The sequence below is a fragment of the Mesorhizobium sp. WSM3626 genome (genome assembly GCF_000513935.1).
Lineage (GTDB): Bacteria > Pseudomonadota > Alphaproteobacteria > Rhizobiales > Rhizobiaceae > Mesorhizobium > Mesorhizobium salmacidum.
Window position 1 is genome coordinate 2501 of sequence record NZ_AZUY01000025.1, and the last position, 15664, is coordinate 18164.

The 15664-nt window shown below is 62.1% G+C and carries 10 protein-coding genes, 1 tRNA gene, 2 rRNA genes and 1 pseudogene; 5 read left to right on the top strand and 9 right to left on the bottom strand.

Going from position 1 to position 15664, the window contains the following annotated elements:
- Positions 1–387 precede the first annotated feature (387 nt).
- From M653_RS0118075 to M653_RS1000000138240, 4 genes and pseudogenes are all read left to right on the top strand, one after another.
- Positions 388–3256 (top strand): 23S ribosomal RNA (locus tag M653_RS0118075).
- A gap of 272 nt (positions 3257–3528) precedes the next feature.
- Positions 3529–3643: ribosomal RNA gene (rrf, locus tag M653_RS0118080) — 5S ribosomal RNA — on the top strand.
- A gap of 217 nt (positions 3644–3860) precedes the next feature.
- Positions 3861–3937, top strand: a tRNA-Met gene (locus M653_RS0118085).
- A 598-nt stretch (positions 3938–4535) separates the two neighbouring features.
- Positions 4536–4616 (top strand): annotated as a pseudogene (locus M653_RS1000000138240) (type II toxin-antitoxin system ParD family antitoxin); the annotation flags it as partial.
- 13 nt (positions 4617–4629) lie between these two features.
- Here the strand turns inward: M653_RS1000000138240 and M653_RS0118090 are convergent.
- From M653_RS0118090 to M653_RS0118125, 8 genes are read right to left on the bottom strand one after another with little or no spacing between them, the layout of a single operon-like run.
- Positions 4630–5709 carry an ABC transporter ATP-binding protein gene (locus M653_RS0118090; RefSeq protein ID WP_027144609.1) on the bottom strand — a complete coding sequence of 360 codons (1080 nt, stop codon included), beginning with the start codon at positions 5707–5709 and terminating at the stop codon, positions 4630–4632.
- Positions 5706–6506: an ABC transporter permease gene (locus M653_RS0118095; protein WP_027144610.1), complete on the bottom strand. Its 801-nt coding sequence runs from the start codon at positions 6504–6506 to the stop codon at positions 5706–5708. Before M653_RS0118095 ends, M653_RS0118090 begins: the two co-directional genes overlap by 4 nt.
- 1 nt (position 6507) lies before the next feature.
- Positions 6508–7368, bottom strand: coding sequence for an ABC transporter permease (locus M653_RS0118100; RefSeq protein WP_027144611.1), 861 nt, complete (start codon positions 7366–7368; stop codon positions 6508–6510).
- 60 nt (positions 7369–7428) lie between these two features.
- A complete protein-coding gene (locus tag M653_RS0118105; protein WP_027144612.1) occupies positions 7429–8433 on the bottom strand; it encodes an ABC transporter substrate-binding protein in 1005 nt (334 codons plus the stop codon).
- 59 nt (positions 8434–8492) lie between these two features.
- Entirely contained in the window at positions 8493–9962 is a 1470-nt protein-coding gene (locus M653_RS0118110) for an aldehyde dehydrogenase (RefSeq protein ID WP_027144613.1), read from the bottom strand.
- Between the two features lie 10 nt (positions 9963–9972).
- Positions 9973–11010 (bottom strand): LLM class flavin-dependent oxidoreductase, encoded by a 1038-nt coding sequence (locus M653_RS0118115; protein ID WP_027144614.1) that lies wholly within the window; start codon positions 11008–11010, stop codon positions 9973–9975.
- Complete coding sequence (locus M653_RS0118120) at positions 11007–12803, bottom strand: alpha/beta fold hydrolase (RefSeq protein WP_027144615.1); 1797 nt, start codon at positions 12801–12803, stop codon at positions 11007–11009. Before M653_RS0118120 ends, M653_RS0118115 begins: the two co-directional genes overlap by 4 nt.
- Positions 12796–13383, bottom strand: coding sequence for an amino acid synthesis family protein (locus tag M653_RS0118125; protein WP_027144616.1), 588 nt, complete (start codon positions 13381–13383; stop codon positions 12796–12798). The genes M653_RS0118120 and M653_RS0118125 overlap by 8 nt, the downstream gene beginning before the upstream one ends.
- Positions 13384–13497: 114 nt before the next feature.
- On the opposite strand from M653_RS0118125, the gene M653_RS0118130 reads away from it, so the two are divergent.
- Positions 13498–14175 carry a GntR family transcriptional regulator gene (locus M653_RS0118130; protein WP_027144617.1) on the top strand — a complete coding sequence of 226 codons (678 nt, stop codon included), beginning with the start codon at positions 13498–13500 and terminating at the stop codon, positions 14173–14175.
- Between the two features lie 23 nt (positions 14176–14198).
- Here the strand turns inward: M653_RS0118130 and M653_RS0118135 are convergent, their stop codons facing one another.
- The gene (locus tag M653_RS0118135; protein ID WP_027144618.1) at positions 14199–15644 is read right to left on the bottom strand and encodes an ROK family protein; all 1446 of its coding nucleotides are present in this window, start codon (positions 15642–15644) and stop codon (positions 14199–14201) included.
- Between the last annotated feature and the right edge of the window lie 20 nt (positions 15645–15664).

The following is a 15664-nucleotide window of genomic DNA, read 5'->3' on the forward strand; positions in this document are numbered from 1 at the left end:
AAAAGTCATTCGTAAAAAGAGTTTGCGGCGAGCCCTTGGCTCTCCGCCTGTTCTGTTTGACATCGTAAAGAGAAGATTTGTTCGAACTTCATGAGCCGCAAGGATCATGATTTGTCGCAAGGGACGCTCAATCCCTTGCATATGATGGGTTTGCCTAACCGCACCCTCGAACCGATCTCGAGAAGCTGGTCTTTTTGTGCCAATGACATCAAGTGCAACCCGTAGGGTTGTCACGTGAAGTGCAACCTGTAGGGTTGTCACGTGGCGACGATCCCTTTGGGATCGCGTGGCGACAATCCCTTGGGGATTGCGCTTGGGCTGATCCCGTAAGGGTTTGGCTGAAGCGACAATCCTTCGGATTGCGCGGTGGATATTGGCAATGAGAACGATCAAGTGTCTTAAGGGCAATTGGTGGATGCCTTGGCATGCACAGGCGATGAAGGACGTGATACGCTGCGATAAGCTACGGGGAGGTGCGAATACCCTTTGATCCGTAGATTTCCGAATGGGGAAACCCACCTAAGGTGCTTGGAAAATCAGAGTAGCAGGGTGACTGACGCAAAATCCGCAAGGATTGCGCGTGAGGCGACGATCTCTTCGAGATCGCGCAGGCTTGCTGCTGTGGTTTCCAAGTATCAGATATAGGTAACTTATCCTGAATACATAGGGATAAAGTGGCGAACGCGGGGAACTGAAACATCTAAGTACCCGTAGGAAAGGACATCAACCGAGACTCCGGAAGTAGTGGCGAGCGAACCCGGACCAGGCCAGTGGCGATTGAGAGACAAGCGGAACCTTCTGGAAAGTAGGGCCATAGTGGGTGACAGCCCCGTACGCGTAATGCAATCAATCGTCCTCGAGTAAGGCGGGACACGTGAAATCCTGTCTGAAATTGGGGGGACCACCCTCCAAGCCTAAGTACTCGTGCATGACCGATAGCGAACTAGTACCGTGAGGGAAAGGTGAAAAGCACCCCGACAAGGGGAGTGAAAGAGTACCTGAAACCGATTGCCTACAAACAGTGGAAGCCCAAGGTTCGTCCTGGGTGACCACGTACCTTTTGTATAATGGGTCAGCGACTTAGTGTGACGAGCAAGCTTAAACCGCTAGGTGTAGGCGCAGCGAAAGCGAGTCTGAACAGGGCGTTCAGTTCGTCGCATTAGACCCGAAACCGAGTGATCTAGCCATGAGCAGGTTGAAGGTAAGGTAACACTTACTGGAGGACCGAACCCATAACTGTTGCAATAGTTCGGGATGACTTGTGGCTAGGGGTGAAAGGCCAATCAAACTCGGAAATAGCTGGTTCTCCGCGAAATCTATTTAGGTAGAGCGTCGACCGAATACCCCAGGGGGTAGAGCACTGGATGGGCTAGGGGTCCTCACCGGATTACCAAACCTAACCAAACTCCGAATACCTGGGAGTACTAGTCGGCAGACACACGGCGGGTGCTAACGTCCGTCGTGAAAAGGGAAACAACCCTGACCTACAGCTAAGGTCCCCAAGTTATGGCTAAGTGGGAAAGGATGTGAGGATCCCAAAACAACCAGGATGTTGGCTTAGAAGCAGCCATCATTTAAAGAAAGCGTAACAGCTCACTGGTCTAAATAAGGGTCTTTGCGCCGAAAATGTAACGGGGCTAAAGCCATACACCGAAGCTTAGGGTTTGGTCCGCAAGGGCCAAGCGGTAGCGGAGCGTTCTGTAAGCTGATGAAGCCATACCCGTGAGGGGTGGTGGAGGTATCAGAAGTGCGAATGCTGACATGAGTAACGTAAGGGGAGTGAGAGACTCCCCCGCCGAAAGACCAAGGGTTCCTGCTTAAAGCTAATCTGAGCAGGGTTAGCCGGCCCCTAAGACGAGGCGGAAACGCGTAGTCGATGGGAACCACGTTAATATTCGTGGGCTTGGAGGTAGTGACGGATCATTGAGGTAGTCCAATCTTATCGGATTGAACGGGCTGCTGCGTGGTTCCAGGAAATAGCTCCTCCTTATAAACCGTACCCGAAACCGACACTGGTGGTCTGGTAGAGTATACCAAGGCGCTTGAGAGAACTATGCTGAAGGAACTCGGCAAATTGCACGCGTAACTTCGGAAGAAGCGTGACCCTTTTCTACGCAAGTAGAGGAGGGTGGCACAGACCAGGGGGTAGCGACTGTTTATCAAAAACACAGGGCTCTGCGAAGTCGCAAGACGACGTATAGGGTCTGACGCCTGCCCGGTGCTGGAAGGTTAAGAGGAGGGGTGCAAGCTCTGAATCGAAGCCCCAGTAAACGGCGGCCGTAACTATAACGGTCCTAAGGTAGCGAAATTCCTTGTCGGGTAAGTTCCGACCTGCACGAATGGCGTAACGACTTCCCCGCTGTCTCCAGCATAGACTCAGTGAAATTGAATTCCCCGTGAAGATGCGGGGTTCCTGCGGTTAGACGGAAAGACCCCGTGCACCTTTACTATAGCTTTACATTGGCATTCGTAGTGGCATGTGTAGGATAGGTGGTAGGCTTTGAAACCTGGGCGCCAGCTCAGGTGGAGCCACCCTTGAAATACCACCCTTATTACTATGGATGTCTAACCGCGGCCCGTTATCCGGGTCCGGGACAATGTATGGTGGGTAGTTTGACTGGGGCGGTCGCCTCCTAAAGAGTAACGGAGGCGCGCGATGGTGGGCTCAGAACGGTCGGAAATCGTTCGCTGAGTGCAATGGCATAAGCCTGCCTGACTGCGAGACTGACAAGTCGAGCAGAGACGAAAGTCGGTCATAGTGATCCGGTGGTCCCGCGTGGAAGGGCCATCGCTCAACGGATAAAAGGTACGCCGGGGATAACAGGCTGATGACCCCCAAGAGTCCATATCGACGGGGTTGTTTGGCACCTCGATGTCGACTCATCGCATCCTGGGGCTGGAGCAGGTCCCAAGGGTATGGCTGTTCGCCATTTAAAGCGGTACGTGAGTTGGGTTCAGAACGTCGTGAGACAGTTCGGTCCCTATCTGCCGTGGGTGTAGGAATATTGAAAGGATCTGTCCCTAGTACGAGAGGACCGGGATGGACGGATCTCTGGTGGACCTGTTGTGGCGCCAGCCGCATAGCAGGGTAGCTATATCCGGACGGGATAACCGCTGAAGGCATCTAAGCGGGAAACCCACCTTAAAACGAGTATTCCCTGAGAACCGTGGAAGACGACCACGTTGATAGGCCGGGTGTGGAAGAGCGGCAACGCTTGAAGCTTACCGGTACTAATAGTTCGATCGGCTTGATCGTTCTCATTCCTAATGTCCATTTGACGAAGTCAAATGGTTTGTTCTCACTCACGCTTGTTCCGCCCTTCGGGCGGCGCTACGTGGGTGCGGCGCATCGGCGCCGACGGTCGGTCGACCTTGCGAAGCTTCGCTTCGAAGGGCCAGACCCAAGGACGGCCAGGCACAAAAAAGACCAGCGAAAAGCTCCGAGAAAGCACAAAATAGGTCCCCTATTCGCTCCTCTCTATGGCTATTCGCTCAAACCAGCTTCTCGAATAACGTGCGTTTTGCCGACCTGGTGGTTATGGCGGAGCGGCTGCACCCGATCCCATTCCGAACTCGGCCGTGAAACGCTCCAGCGCTGATGGTACTTCGTCTCAAGACGCGGGAGAGTAGGTCGCTGCCAGGTCTGCTAAACGCACGTTCAAACTCACATCCAACCGGATGACAGAGAAATCTTCTCATTGCTTTGTTCGATGCATGTCGTTGCCCCAAAACCGCTAACACTTTTGGGCGACATGCATAAAAGCCCGCCAAGGGATCCCGGGCCGCTCTAAGCGGCCCTTTCATTTGGTGGATACAGGAATGCCGCAGTCGCCAAAGTAGAGCGGCGATCGCGGTGGTGGCGCGGGGTGGAGCAGCCCGGTAGCTCGTCAGGCTCATAACCTGAAGGTCACAGGTTCAAATCCTGTCCCCGCAACCAAACTTACCAAAACGGCCCGCCAGGCTCAAAGCCGGCGGGCCGCTTTGCGTTCGGATAAGCGCCGCCTTGGATCCGGCCTGACCGCCCCAAGCAGACCAAGCCGGCGACCCGCACAAAAATCAAATCCTCCCCCCAAAACCAAATCAAAAAGACAGCCGCCAAGGCTCCAAGCCGGCGGGCCGTTGCGTATGCGAATCACCGTGGAGTGTCGATCCAATCCTGTCCAGGCCCGCAAAAGAGGCGACGCCGATGCCGCGGACAAAAATCAAATCAGTGAAGACCATGGAGGGATGGCCAGGTTCAAGATTGATTGGCCGCCAAGCATGAACAGATTAGCCGGTTGGGCTTTAACTCAGCCGGCTTCCTCACACGCTATTGGATGGTGGATAGCAGGATCTGCGGCCTCCGCTCGCACCGAGACCCTCGATCGCGTGGTGCTGCCCCAATCGGTAGTCCAATTCCGTCGAATCGGGACCGAGGCGATGCCGCTTGGCGGGTCATGATGATGAAGCGTCGCCGAATCGGCAGTGGATTGCCAGCTATCGCTATCTATTGTCATCAATGACGCTCAAGCCATGATCTCCACCAGGAGGTCGCCATACCCAACTGCGCTTTGAACGAGCACTGTGAGAGCTTCATCAGGAAACAGCTCGAGTTCGGCCGCTACAACAATGCCAGTGGGCTTGGCGGCTTCAGGCTGGAAACAGGAAGGCGGAAGCAGGATCGAAAAAAATCCGCCTGCCGGTGGCGCAATCCGCGCTATCCGGTTCCGCCGCGTCCGAAGTCGGCCTGACATCGATCTCATCGCCGCCGCCGGTTCGCGCCACGACGCGCTTGCGGTCACCGAAGAAGGCGGTATCGACGATCTCGACGGCGAGCGCTGCGCATGCAGGTCCGGGCGTCAGCCGGAACGCCTCGGGGCGCACCATCAGGCGGGCCTTCTGGCCGCGATCGAAGGCCTGCGTCGTCTTCACGCCGCTCACGACCGAACCGTCGGCCAGGCGCACGGTCGATGCGCCATTGGCGGTTTCCAGATGCTCGGCGGGCAGGAAATTCGAATTGCCGATGAAGCCGGCGACGAACTCGCTGGCCGGCCTGAGATAAAGGTCCTCGCCGGTGCCGATCTGCTCGATACGCCCTTCCTTGAACAGGGCGATGCGATCCGACAGATGCAGCGCCTCTTCCTGATCGTGGGTGACATAGAGGATGGTGACACCGGTCTCACGGTGGATGCGGCGGATCTCGGCCTGGATCTCCTGGCGCAGTTTCTTGTCGAGCGCCGACAGCGGCTCGTCCATCAGCAGGATCGGCGGATCGTAGGCGAGCGCACGGGCAAGCGCCACGCGCTGCTGCTGGCCGCCCGATAGCGCGCCGGGATAGCGGCCGGCGAAATTCTCCAGCCGCACCAGCGCCAGCATGTCGGCGACTTTCCTTTTCACTTCGGCGTCGGGGCGGCCGCGCACGCGCAGCGGGAAGGCGACGTTTTCGGCAACGCTCAGATGCGGAAACAGCGTGTAACGCTGGAAGACCATGCCGATGTTGCGCTTGTGCGACGGCACTGAAAGCAGCGACTTGTCCTCCAGCAGAACGTCGCCGGAGCTCGGATCCTGGAAGCCGGCGATCGCATAGAGCGTCGTCGACTTGCCGGAGCCGGACGGCCCGAGGAAGGTCAGGAATTCGCCCTTGGGCACATCGATGGTGACGTCGTGGACGGCGACGAAGGCGCCGAACGTCTTCCTCACCGCGCGTATGGACAGGAATGGCCGGGTCATCTCGATAATTTTCTGCGAAAGAGTGCGGTCACGATCATCAGGCACAAGGTCAGGCAGACGAGCAGGCTGGAGGCGGCGGCGACGACCGGACTGAGGTCGGCGCGCAAACTGCCCCAGATCTTCACCGGCAAGGTCTGCAAGGTCGGGCTCGCCATGAAGATCGCCACCACGACCTCGTCCCATGAGGCGAGGAAGGAAAAGATCGCCGCCGAGAAGATGCCGATCCGGATCGAGGGCAAGGTGATCCGCAACCGTGCCTGCAGCGGGCTGGCGCCGCAGACGATGGCCGCGTCCTCGATGGACTTGTCGAAACCCTCGAGCGCGGCGGTGATCGGAATGATGGCGAAGGGCAGTGCCAGGACGGTGTGCGAGATGACGAAGCCGATCGTGGTGCCCGCCAGCCCGATGCGCAGGAAGAAAGCGTAGACGGCGATGGCGAACACCACCACTGGCAGCACCATGGGCGTCAGCAGCAGCCCACGCAGGATCTGGCGCCCGCGAAATTCACCCCGGATCAAACCGAAGGATGCGAACAGGCCAATGATGACGGCGAGGATGGCGGCCATGGCGGCGATTTTTGCGCTGGTCAGCGCGGCATCGATCCAGGTCGGGTCCGCCAACAGCTGCTCGTACCATTTCAGCGTCCAGCCGGGCGGCGGGAAGGCAAGCCAGCGTGAGGAGCCGAACGACAAGAGCACGATGAAAACCACCGGCAGCAGCAAAAAAGCCGCGACCAGCGCGGTAAAGCCGGCAAGCGCCATGCGCAGCCATCCGAGCCTGTCATAGTCGAGCAGCATGTCAGAGCCCTCCGGCGGGGCGCTTGGCGCCGACCAGACGAAGCTGGAGCGCGTAAAGCGCCATAGTGACGACGAGCAGGACGAAGGCGGCCGCACTGCCGAGTCCCCAGTTGAGCAGCGACTGCACCGTCTGGGCGATCATCTCGGCCAGCATCATGTTGGACGTGCCGCCGAGCAGGGCAGGCGTGACGAAGTAGCCAAGCGACATGACGAAGACCATCAGCCCGCCGGCGGCGATGCCGGGAAGCGACAGCGGCAACAGGATACGGCGGAAGGCCTGGAACGGGGTTGCCCCGCAAAGGGCGGCGGCGCGCAGCGTCATCGGGTCGATGGCGCGCAGCGTGCCGACCAGCGGCAGGATCATGAAGGGCAGCATGATGTAGACCATGCCGATGGTGACGCCGGTGAGATTGTTGATCAGTGGCAGCGGCTCCTGGATGATGCCCAGGCCCATCAGGGTCCTGTTGATCACCCCTGTGCGTTGCAGCAGCACCATCCAGGCATAGGTCCGGGTGAGGAGGTTGGTCCACATCGACAGGATGATGATGCCGAAGACGAGCGAGCCGAAGGCCGGCGGCATGATCGCCAGCATCCAGGCTACCGGAAACGCCACCACGATGGTGACGGCGGTGACGACGGCGGCGACGAGGAAGGTGTTCAGGAATACGCGCACATAGGTGCCGCTGCCGAACAGCGCGGCGTAGTTCTGCAGACCGGGCTCGGGATCGGTGACGCTGCGCAGCAAAAGGGCGACGACCGGCACGACGAAGAACAGGCCGACCAGAACGACGGCCGGCAAGGCGCCGCCGCTGCCGGCCGGCAGGCCGGCAATGGCACCGCGTCTGAGAGAATTTCCTTGCATCGGCCGGTTCCCGTTACCCGAACGGGGCGCGGTTCCCGCGCCCCGTCGGTTTCTGTGGCGCTATTTGGTCTGCCAGGCGTACCAGCGCGTGGCGATCTCGTCGCGATGCTCGGCCCAGTAGTTCATGTCGAGGTTGATCTGGCCGTCGACATGAGCGTCGGGCAGGGCCTTGACCGCATCGGCCGTCATCTCGGCCTTGGCCTTGGTATTGATCGGCGCATAGCCGCTGGCCTCGGCGAATTTCGCCTGGCCGGCCGGGCTGGTGGCTGCGGCCAGGAACTTCATGGCGCTATCCTTGTTCTTCGCCCCTTTCGGTACGACCAGAACGTCAGCGGCGGTTAGGTTCTGCTTCCAGGAGACGCCGACATCGGTTCCGTCCTGCTGCAACGCGAAGACGCGGCCGTTCCAGAGCTGGCCGAAGGCGGCCTCGCCGGAGGCGATCAGCTGCTGCGACTCCGCGCCACCGCTCCACCAGACAATGTCCGACTTGATGGTGTCGAGCTTCTTGAAGGCGCGGTCGAGGTCGAGCGGATAGAGCTTGTCCGCCGGCACGCCGTCGGCGAGCAGTGCGATCTCGATGACGCCCGGCGCCGACCATTTGTAGAAGGTCCGTTTGCCGGGGAACTTCTTGGTGTCGAACATGTCGGCCCAGCTAGCCGTGTCGCCGGAGACCGCGCCCTTGTTCCAGGCGAGCACGAAGGAATAGTAGAAGCTGCCGACGGCATGCTCATTGCTGAAGCGGGGGTCGAGATCGGCCTTGGGCACGATCGCATAGTCGATAGGCTCCAGCAGACCATCCTTGGCGGCCTTTATAGCGAAGTCCATCTCGACGTCGACGACATCCCAGGTGACGTTGCCGGCGTCGACCATGGCCTTGAGCTTCCCGTAGTCGGTCGGCCCGTCCTGGAGGACCTTGATGCCGGAGCTGGCTTCGAAGGGCGCCGCCCAGGATTTGGTCTGTGCTTCCTGCGTTGTGCCACCCCAGCTGGTGAACGCCATTTCATCGGCCTTGGCGGCGGTCGCCGCGAGCAGTCCGGCCAGAATGCCGGTCAAAATCAGTTTCATTTTGTTCTCCTCTGTTGGTCTGTTCTTGTTTTTCTCAGTGCACCTGCGCCACACGCTGTTCAGCGCATGACGAAGGGATCGGGGATCGGCTCGTCCGAGGTCTTGATCCAGACGGATTTGGAGCGCGTATAGTCTCTGATGGCATCGAGGCCGCCCTCGCGGCCGAGCCCGGAATGGCCGTAACCGCCGAAGGGAACGAGCGGCGACACGGCGCGGTAGGTGTTGACCCAGACGACGCCGGCATGGATGTCGCGCGCCATGCGGTGCGCCTTGCCGAGATTGCTGGTGAACACGCCGGAAGCCAGGCCGAAGGGGGTGTCGTTGGCGAGCGCCAGCGCTTGTGCTTCGGTGTCGAAGGCAAGCACGCTGAGCACAGGCCCGAACAATTCCTCGCGCACACATGCCAGATTGCTGTCGCCGGCATCAATGATGGTCGGCGCGTAGTAGAAGCCGAGGCCGCCGGGGCGTGTCCCTCCGGTGATCAGCGTGCCGCCCTTGGCGAGGCTTTCCGCGACGATCTTTTCGATCCAGTCGCGCTGACGTTGTGTGGCGAGCGGACCCATTTCGGTGGCCGGGTCCTGCGGATCGCCGATCCTGATCGCCTCGGCCTTGAGCTTCAGCCGGGCGAGGAACTCGTCCTTCACCGAACCTTCGACCAGCAGTCGCGAGCCGGCGACGCAGCTTTGGCCGGTCGCGGCAAAAATGCCGGCGACGACCGCGTTGGCGGCGCTGTCGAGATCGGCATCGGCGAAGACGACGACCGGGCTCTTGCCGCCGAGCTCGAGCGTCGTATAGGCGAGATTTTCCGCTGTGTTCCTGACGATCGCACGCGCCGTGGACGGGCCGCCGGTGAAGGCGACGCGCGAGACCAGCGGATGGCTGGTCAGGCGGCGGCCGCAATCCTGGCCGAAGCCGGTGAGAATGTTGACAGTGCCTTCGGGAAAGCCGGCCTGCTGGACGAGTTCGGCGAAGGCGAGCGATGGCGCCGGGCCATCCTCGGAGGCCTTGAGCACGACCGTGCAGCCGGCGGCCAGCGCCGGGCCGAGCTTGACGGCGGACAGGAAGAGCTGCGAATTCCAAGGCACGACCGCGGCAACGACGCCGATCGGCTCGCGGCGGATGGTGACGTCGAGATCCGCCTTGTCGATCGGCACATGCGCGCCTTCATGCTTGTCGGCGAGCCCGCCATAGTAGCGGTAGTAGTCGCCGACATAGGCGATCTGGGCACGGGTCTCGCGGATGATCTTGCCGGTGTCGCGTGTCTCGAGTTCGGCAAGACGCCCGGCATTGGCGGCGACGAGGTCGCCGAGCTTGACCAGCAGTTTGCCGCGCGCGGTGGCGGTCATCGCCGTCCACGGGCCCGAACGCAGGGCCCGGTGCGCCGCCTCGACAGCACGGTCGACATCGGCTTCGCTCGCCGCCGGCATCCTGGCCCATGGCGCGCCGGTCGACGGATCGATGCTGTCGAAGGTCGCGGATGGCTCGTCGAAACGGCCGTCGATGAAGTTCCTGAAAAGAGCGTCGGTCATGGGCTCGCTATCAGAGGAAGGCCGGCATCACCCGGTCGATGAACAGTTGCAGCGATTTCTTCTTGCGTTCGTGCGAGAGCCCGCTGTCGATCCAGATCGAGTACTGGTCGTAGCCGAGCGCCTCATAGGCCTTCAGCCGGGCAATGACTTCGTCGGCTTCGCCGATCACCAGATTCTGCCTGATCTTGTCGGGAGCGTATTGCGGCATCGCCGCGATCTCGTCCGGCGTCAGCGGCTCGAGCACACCCTGATGCACCGGCTTCTTGTTCTGGAACCAGGCGCCGAACTGGCAGTAGAAATTCGACAGGTCCCGGGCGAGCCGATCGGCGTCGGCCGCATGCTTGGCGACGAATGTGTGCATCAAGAGCATGATTTCCGGCCGGGCGATGTCGGGATGCGCATCGCAAGCGGCGTTGAAGCGCTGCATCAGGCTCGACACCTCGTCGTCGCCTGAAGCCAGCGGCGTTACCTGGACCTTGCAGTGGTTGACGACCGCAAAATCGTGTGAGTTCGGGTCGCGCGCCGCTACCCAGATCGGCGGATATGGTTTCTGCAAGGGCTTGGGCGAGGAAGTGGTCGGCGGGAACGACCAGAACTCGCCGGAGAGTTCGAAGTCGCCGTCCCATAGGCCACGGATCGCCGGTACCATCTCGCGCATGCGCTGGCCCGCGCCCCAGGCGTCGAGCCCGGGGAAGAGACGTTGGTATTCGTAACTGTAGGCGCCGCGCGCGATGCCGATGTCGAGCCGGCCGCCGCTGATGACGTCGGCCATCGCCGCTTCGCCGGCAAGCTTGATCGGATGCCAGAATGGCGCAACGATCGTGCCCGTGCCGAGACGGATGCGGCTGGTTTTGGCCGCCAGGTAGGCGATGTTGACGAATGGGTTCGGCGAGATGGTGAATTCCATGCCATGATGCTCGCCGATCCAGGCCGTCTCGAAACCGGCCTGCTCCGCTTGCAGGACCAATTCCTCGAGCTCGCTCACCAGCTCGGAATGCGGCTTGGCGAGATCCGACCGTTCCATATGCACGAAGAGCGAGAACTTCATCTGTGGTCACCTGTATAGGCGGCAGCGGACGTGGGCGCTTTGCCCAGCGGCCTGACTTCGCCTTCCATCTCATTACCGACATAGACGCCAAAGGCGTCCTGCGTGCATTCCCTGACATAGCGGGTAAGCATCGAGCGGACCGCCGGATCGACGATCTTCAAGTCGCTGATCGCGTCGATGTCGACCAGTCGGATGCCACGATCGCTGGAGGCGGGCACGTCGAACGTGCCGCGATAATAAACATGCGTGCGCGACGAATTGCCAGCGTCGTCCCAGACGGCGAAAAGGAAGCCGAGCTGGGCCTCGATAGCCTTGGCGGCAAGCAGGCCCCGGAGGCTCGTGCCATCGCCGGCCGAGCCCAGTCCCCGGCCGCGCGGCAGTTCGAAGCCATCAGCCGTTTCCAGGAATAGGATCCTGCCGCCATTTTCGAGAATGGCGCCGACATCGGTGCCGGGCTGGGCGGCGGCAAGCGCCTCCTGGCTGAGGCCGGGTGCGATATAGGCGCCGCGGCAGTAGCCGAGAGGCTGCGAGGAGTTGTGCTCGAAATCGCGTACGCGGCCAATAAGGATGGAATGGTCGCCCGCGTCGACCAGCCGCTCCATGTCGCAGTCGAACGACGCGACCGAGCCGTCCAGCAACGGGCTGCCGGTCTGTCCTGGACGCCAGGCCACGGAGGCGAATTTGTCGGCCGCTTTCGAGGCGAAGATGCCGGATGCCGCCTTCTGATCCTCATTGAGGATGTTGATGGCGAAGCTCTTCGAGGTGGCGAAGACGGGATGGCCCAAGGCTTTATGGGCGATACAGACGAGTACCAGCGGCGGATCGAGCGACACCGAGGTGAAGGAGTTGGCTGTGAAGCCGCGCGGCTCGCCTTCGGGCCCGATCGTGGTGACGATGGTGACGCCGGTAAGGAAGGAGCCGAGCGCGCGGCGGAAGTCGCCGCTGTCGAAACCGGAAGTCGCCGTCCCGTCCCCTTGCTCCGCTGCTTCGAGGAAGCCGACGATGCGGCGCGTGGTGCGGTCCGGCGCGGCCACCGCCATCATGTGCCGTTCGCCGGCAAGCACGATGCAGCGGCCATGCGGCGCCAACCGTGCCAGAGCGGCCGACATCGCTGGCGAGGAGTTCCTGTCCTCGGACCCGGTCATGAACAGAGCCGGCACGGCAAGCGTTTGCAGGCGCTCGGCGTGGTCGCCGTCGGCGCGGGCGAACAGGCGATAGGTGCGGGCGTAGCCTTCCGGGTCGACCGCACTGAGCGCGGATACCGTCTTGCCCGCCGCCGCCTCGAGTTCGGCGGGCACCGGATCCCCGAACCAGCGGGCAATGGTCTGTGCCGTGCCAGTCGCGTCGCCCTGGCCGGTGAGGGCGGCCGCGCGCTGGCGGACGGCCTCGGCCAATTCTGGTGGGCGCCGGAACACGGCATTCAGCGATACGATGCCGCGAACGCGCTGGGCTGCCCGCAACGCAAGCTCCTGGGCGACGAGCGCGCCCATCGAGTGGCCGACGACCGACACCTTGTCGAGGCCGAGATGATCGAGCAAGCGAATGGCCTGGTCGGCATAGTCGGCCAGTTCCGGGTTCGGTGGCGGGAGCGGCGACCGGCCATGGCCGAGCATGTCGATGGCGATCACATCCCAACTGCCGGCCATCCTGTCGATCTGCGGCTGCCAGATCGCTGCATTCATGCCGACGCCATGGATGAACAGCACCGGCGCGCCCGAGCCGGCTCGAATGAAGCCGGTGCCATCAGGCGCCGTACCCTGTCGAGCCCATGCCGATGCGGGTGCGTCAGCCATGCAGGTCGCCCACTTCCTTGAGGTCCTGGTAGCGGTCGCCGATACGATGGTGCGGCCGGCCGCCGATCGAGGCGCCGAGAGCCACCACCAACTCGTCCGGCGCCGGCGCGTCGCCGATCTGGAAATGCACTGTCAGGTAGTGCGAGCGCCTACCCTCGTCGTTCTTGTCCATCAGCGGGATCATGATCGGTGTGTTCGGGCCGCCGCGCAGATTGGTGAAGGCGAGATAGGTCTTGGCGCCCACGGCACGGCGGTAGTAATTGCCGAAATGCAGCGTGTGGATCAGTGCCGAAGCGTGTTCGATCTCGCCCGACGTGCCGCAGATCGCGGCCTTGCCGTAGCCCTCGATGGCGTCGCCCGAACCGGCGATGGCGATGATTTCCCGGGTCAGCGTCTCTCCCAGCACTGGCCCACAGGCGCGGATTTCGGGCGACAGATCGTCGGTGAAGCCGCGTCCGGCCCACGGATTGGCAAGCACTGCCGCGACGCCGATCAGGCGCAGCGGCCGAGGCGCTGCCTTGCCGCCCTCGATCAGCGTGTTTTCGGTGTAGGTGACGATCTTGCGAATGACGGGCTGCATGAAGTCCTCGGTCGTCTATGCCATATCATCTTATGGTATACCATGGTATGGAGCGCCAAGAAACTTGTCAACCGGCCATGGAATCTGTTTTCGTGGCGAGGCAGGAGACCGCCCATGTCAGACGACACGCTTCGCATCGACCGCAGCGCCAAGACCTTGAGAACACTGGCGCTGGAGCGCATGCGCGAGGCGATCATGGATTTCCATTTCCAGCCCGGCGAAAGGCTGGTCGAGCGGCCGCTTTGCGACCAGCTCGGCGTCAGCCGTTCGGTCGTACGCGAGGTCTTGCGGCAGCTAGAGGCTGAAGGCCTGGTGCAGATGATACCGGGGCACGGGCCGGCGGTGGCCAAGCCGGACCTTGGCCGAACCGACGAGATCTATGAGCTCAGGGCCCTGCTCGAAGGCATAGCCGCGCGTGCCTGCGCTATGTCGGCGACGAACGCGCAACTGACCCTGCTCGACAGTGCGCTCGCCAATCTTTTCGAAGCTTGGGCATCCGGCAAGCCAGCCGAGGTAATGCGGGCGACGACAAAGTTTTACGAAGTGCTTTTCGAGGCAGCCGACAAGCGCGTCGCCTGGGAGATCGTGACCGGGCTCAATGTGCGCATCAATCAGCTGCGTTCCATGACCATTCTTTCGGTTAACCGTCGCGGACCGGCGATTGCTGAAATGACCGAGATCATGGACGCCATCAGATCGCGCAGGCCCGACGAGGCTGAAGCGGCGGCACGGCGGCATGTCAAATCCGCCTGGCAGATCGCCCGCGCGACGCTTCGGCTGCCACCGGCATAACCGGCGCTGGCACCTGAAGCGGCTCAGGCGTCGCTGGCCAGGGTCGCGCGCAGCCATGCGGCGATGGCATCGAAGTCGATCGGCTGCGTCGTATCGACGTCGAACAGCGGCCCGCGCCGCAGCGGTTCGGCGCGCTTGGCCAGTTCAATCAGTTCAGGGATATAGGCAGCGCCGGGATGGCCGGGTAGGCGCTGACCGAGCCGGGCGCCATAACGTTCGGCCAGAACCTCGCCGGGCGCGTGGCACCAGATTTCGACTGTGTGTTCGACGCCGGCCTTGCGCAGATGATTTTCGAGCACTTGCCGCGGCTGGAAACCGAACCAGGCATCGACGATGAAGGTGCTGCCTGCAGGGGCGTCGCCGACGAGCGACCAGATTGCCTGGTAGCTGGCGCGGCCGAGCGTGCGATTGAATTCGCGGTCGGCGCCGCCGAGCACTTCGAGGAACGGATTCTTGACGGTATCGAGTGCAAGCAGCGGCCATCCCATGCGATCGGCGATGCCGCGTGACACTGTGCTCTTGCCGCTGGCCGGGATGCCGTTGACGAGCACGGCGCGTCTGGCGCGGCCAGGCTGAACGGAAGGCGATGTCGACGCCGTCGCCGAAAGCGCCTGCAGCGCGGCGCCGATCACACCGGCATCGTCGCCGAGCTGCGCCGGCGCTACCGGGCATTGGTACCACGGCGCCAGCGCCGGCGCGTGGCCGAGCGCTCTGTGTGCCGCCAGGCCAAGCCCACCGCCAAGCAGGACGAGATCGGGGTCGAACATGGCGACGGTGGTATCGATTGCCGCGCGCATCGGCCTTGCCCAGGTCTCCAGTATGCCGCGCGCCTTGATGTCGCCGGCCGCGTCGCGGGCAAAGAGCTGGTCGACCGAAACGTTGGGGCCAAAGCCGGCGCGCGCGATATGGCGGCCAAGTGCCGTGCCGGAACTGGTGGTTTCGACACAGCCGCGACGCCCGCAGGCGCAGACCTCGCCGTTGACGTCGACGGTGATGTGGCCAAGTTGCCCCGCCGTTGCCCGGCCGCGCATGATCCGTCGGTTCTGGACGACGGCGCCGCCGATGCCTGTGCCGATGGTGAACATCGCAATGTTGTCGTGGCCTTGGCCGGCGCCAAGGACCATCTCGGCGGCCAGCGCCATATTGCAGTCATTGTCGAGGATAACAGGCTTGCCGGTCATGCTTTCCAGCCGCTGCGCGAGCGCGACCGAGGCAAGGTTGACGTAGCCTCCCGACAGGACCGCGCCGCGGCGCGCATCGACGCGGCCGGGAACACCGACGCCGATGGCCACCACATCAGGCGTATCGAGAAGGCGCACCATGTCGGCAACGCGGCCAAGCACCAGTTCCGGATCGGGCGCGCTCTTCTCGGAAAGGCGTTTGAGCATTTCACCGGTGCCCGAGATGCGGGCGGCACGCAAATTGGTGCCGCCGATATCGATCCCTATGGCCATCGACTTTTGTGGCATGACATCCTGCACGTGCCGGT

Coding starts and splice junctions, on each gene's coding strand:
- M653_RS0118095 (WP_027144610.1), bottom strand. CDS start 6,506: ATGCTGCTCGACTATGACAGGCTCGGATGGCTGCGCATGGCGCTTGCC.
- M653_RS0118120 (WP_027144615.1), bottom strand. CDS start 12,803: ATGGCTGACGCACCCGCATCGGCATGGGCTCGACAGGGTACGGCGCCT.
- M653_RS0118110 (WP_027144613.1), bottom strand. CDS start 9,962: ATGACCGACGCTCTTTTCAGGAACTTCATCGACGGCCGTTTCGACGAG.
- M653_RS0118125 (WP_027144616.1), bottom strand. CDS start 13,383: ATGCAGCCCGTCATTCGCAAGATCGTCACCTACACCGAAAACACGCTG.
- M653_RS0118105 (WP_027144612.1), bottom strand. CDS start 8,433: ATGAAACTGATTTTGACCGGCATTCTGGCCGGACTGCTCGCGGCGACC.
- M653_RS0118115 (WP_027144614.1), bottom strand. CDS start 11,010: ATGAAGTTCTCGCTCTTCGTGCATATGGAACGGTCGGATCTCGCCAAG.
- M653_RS0118130 (WP_027144617.1), top strand. CDS start 13,498: ATGTCAGACGACACGCTTCGCATCGACCGCAGCGCCAAGACCTTGAGA.
- M653_RS0118135 (WP_027144618.1), bottom strand. CDS start 15,644: ATGCCACAAAAGTCGATGGCCATAGGGATCGATATCGGCGGCACCAAT.
- M653_RS0118090 (WP_027144609.1), bottom strand. CDS start 5,709: ATGACCCGGCCATTCCTGTCCATACGCGCGGTGAGGAAGACGTTCGGC.
- M653_RS0118100 (WP_027144611.1), bottom strand. CDS start 7,368: ATGCAAGGAAATTCTCTCAGACGCGGTGCCATTGCCGGCCTGCCGGCC.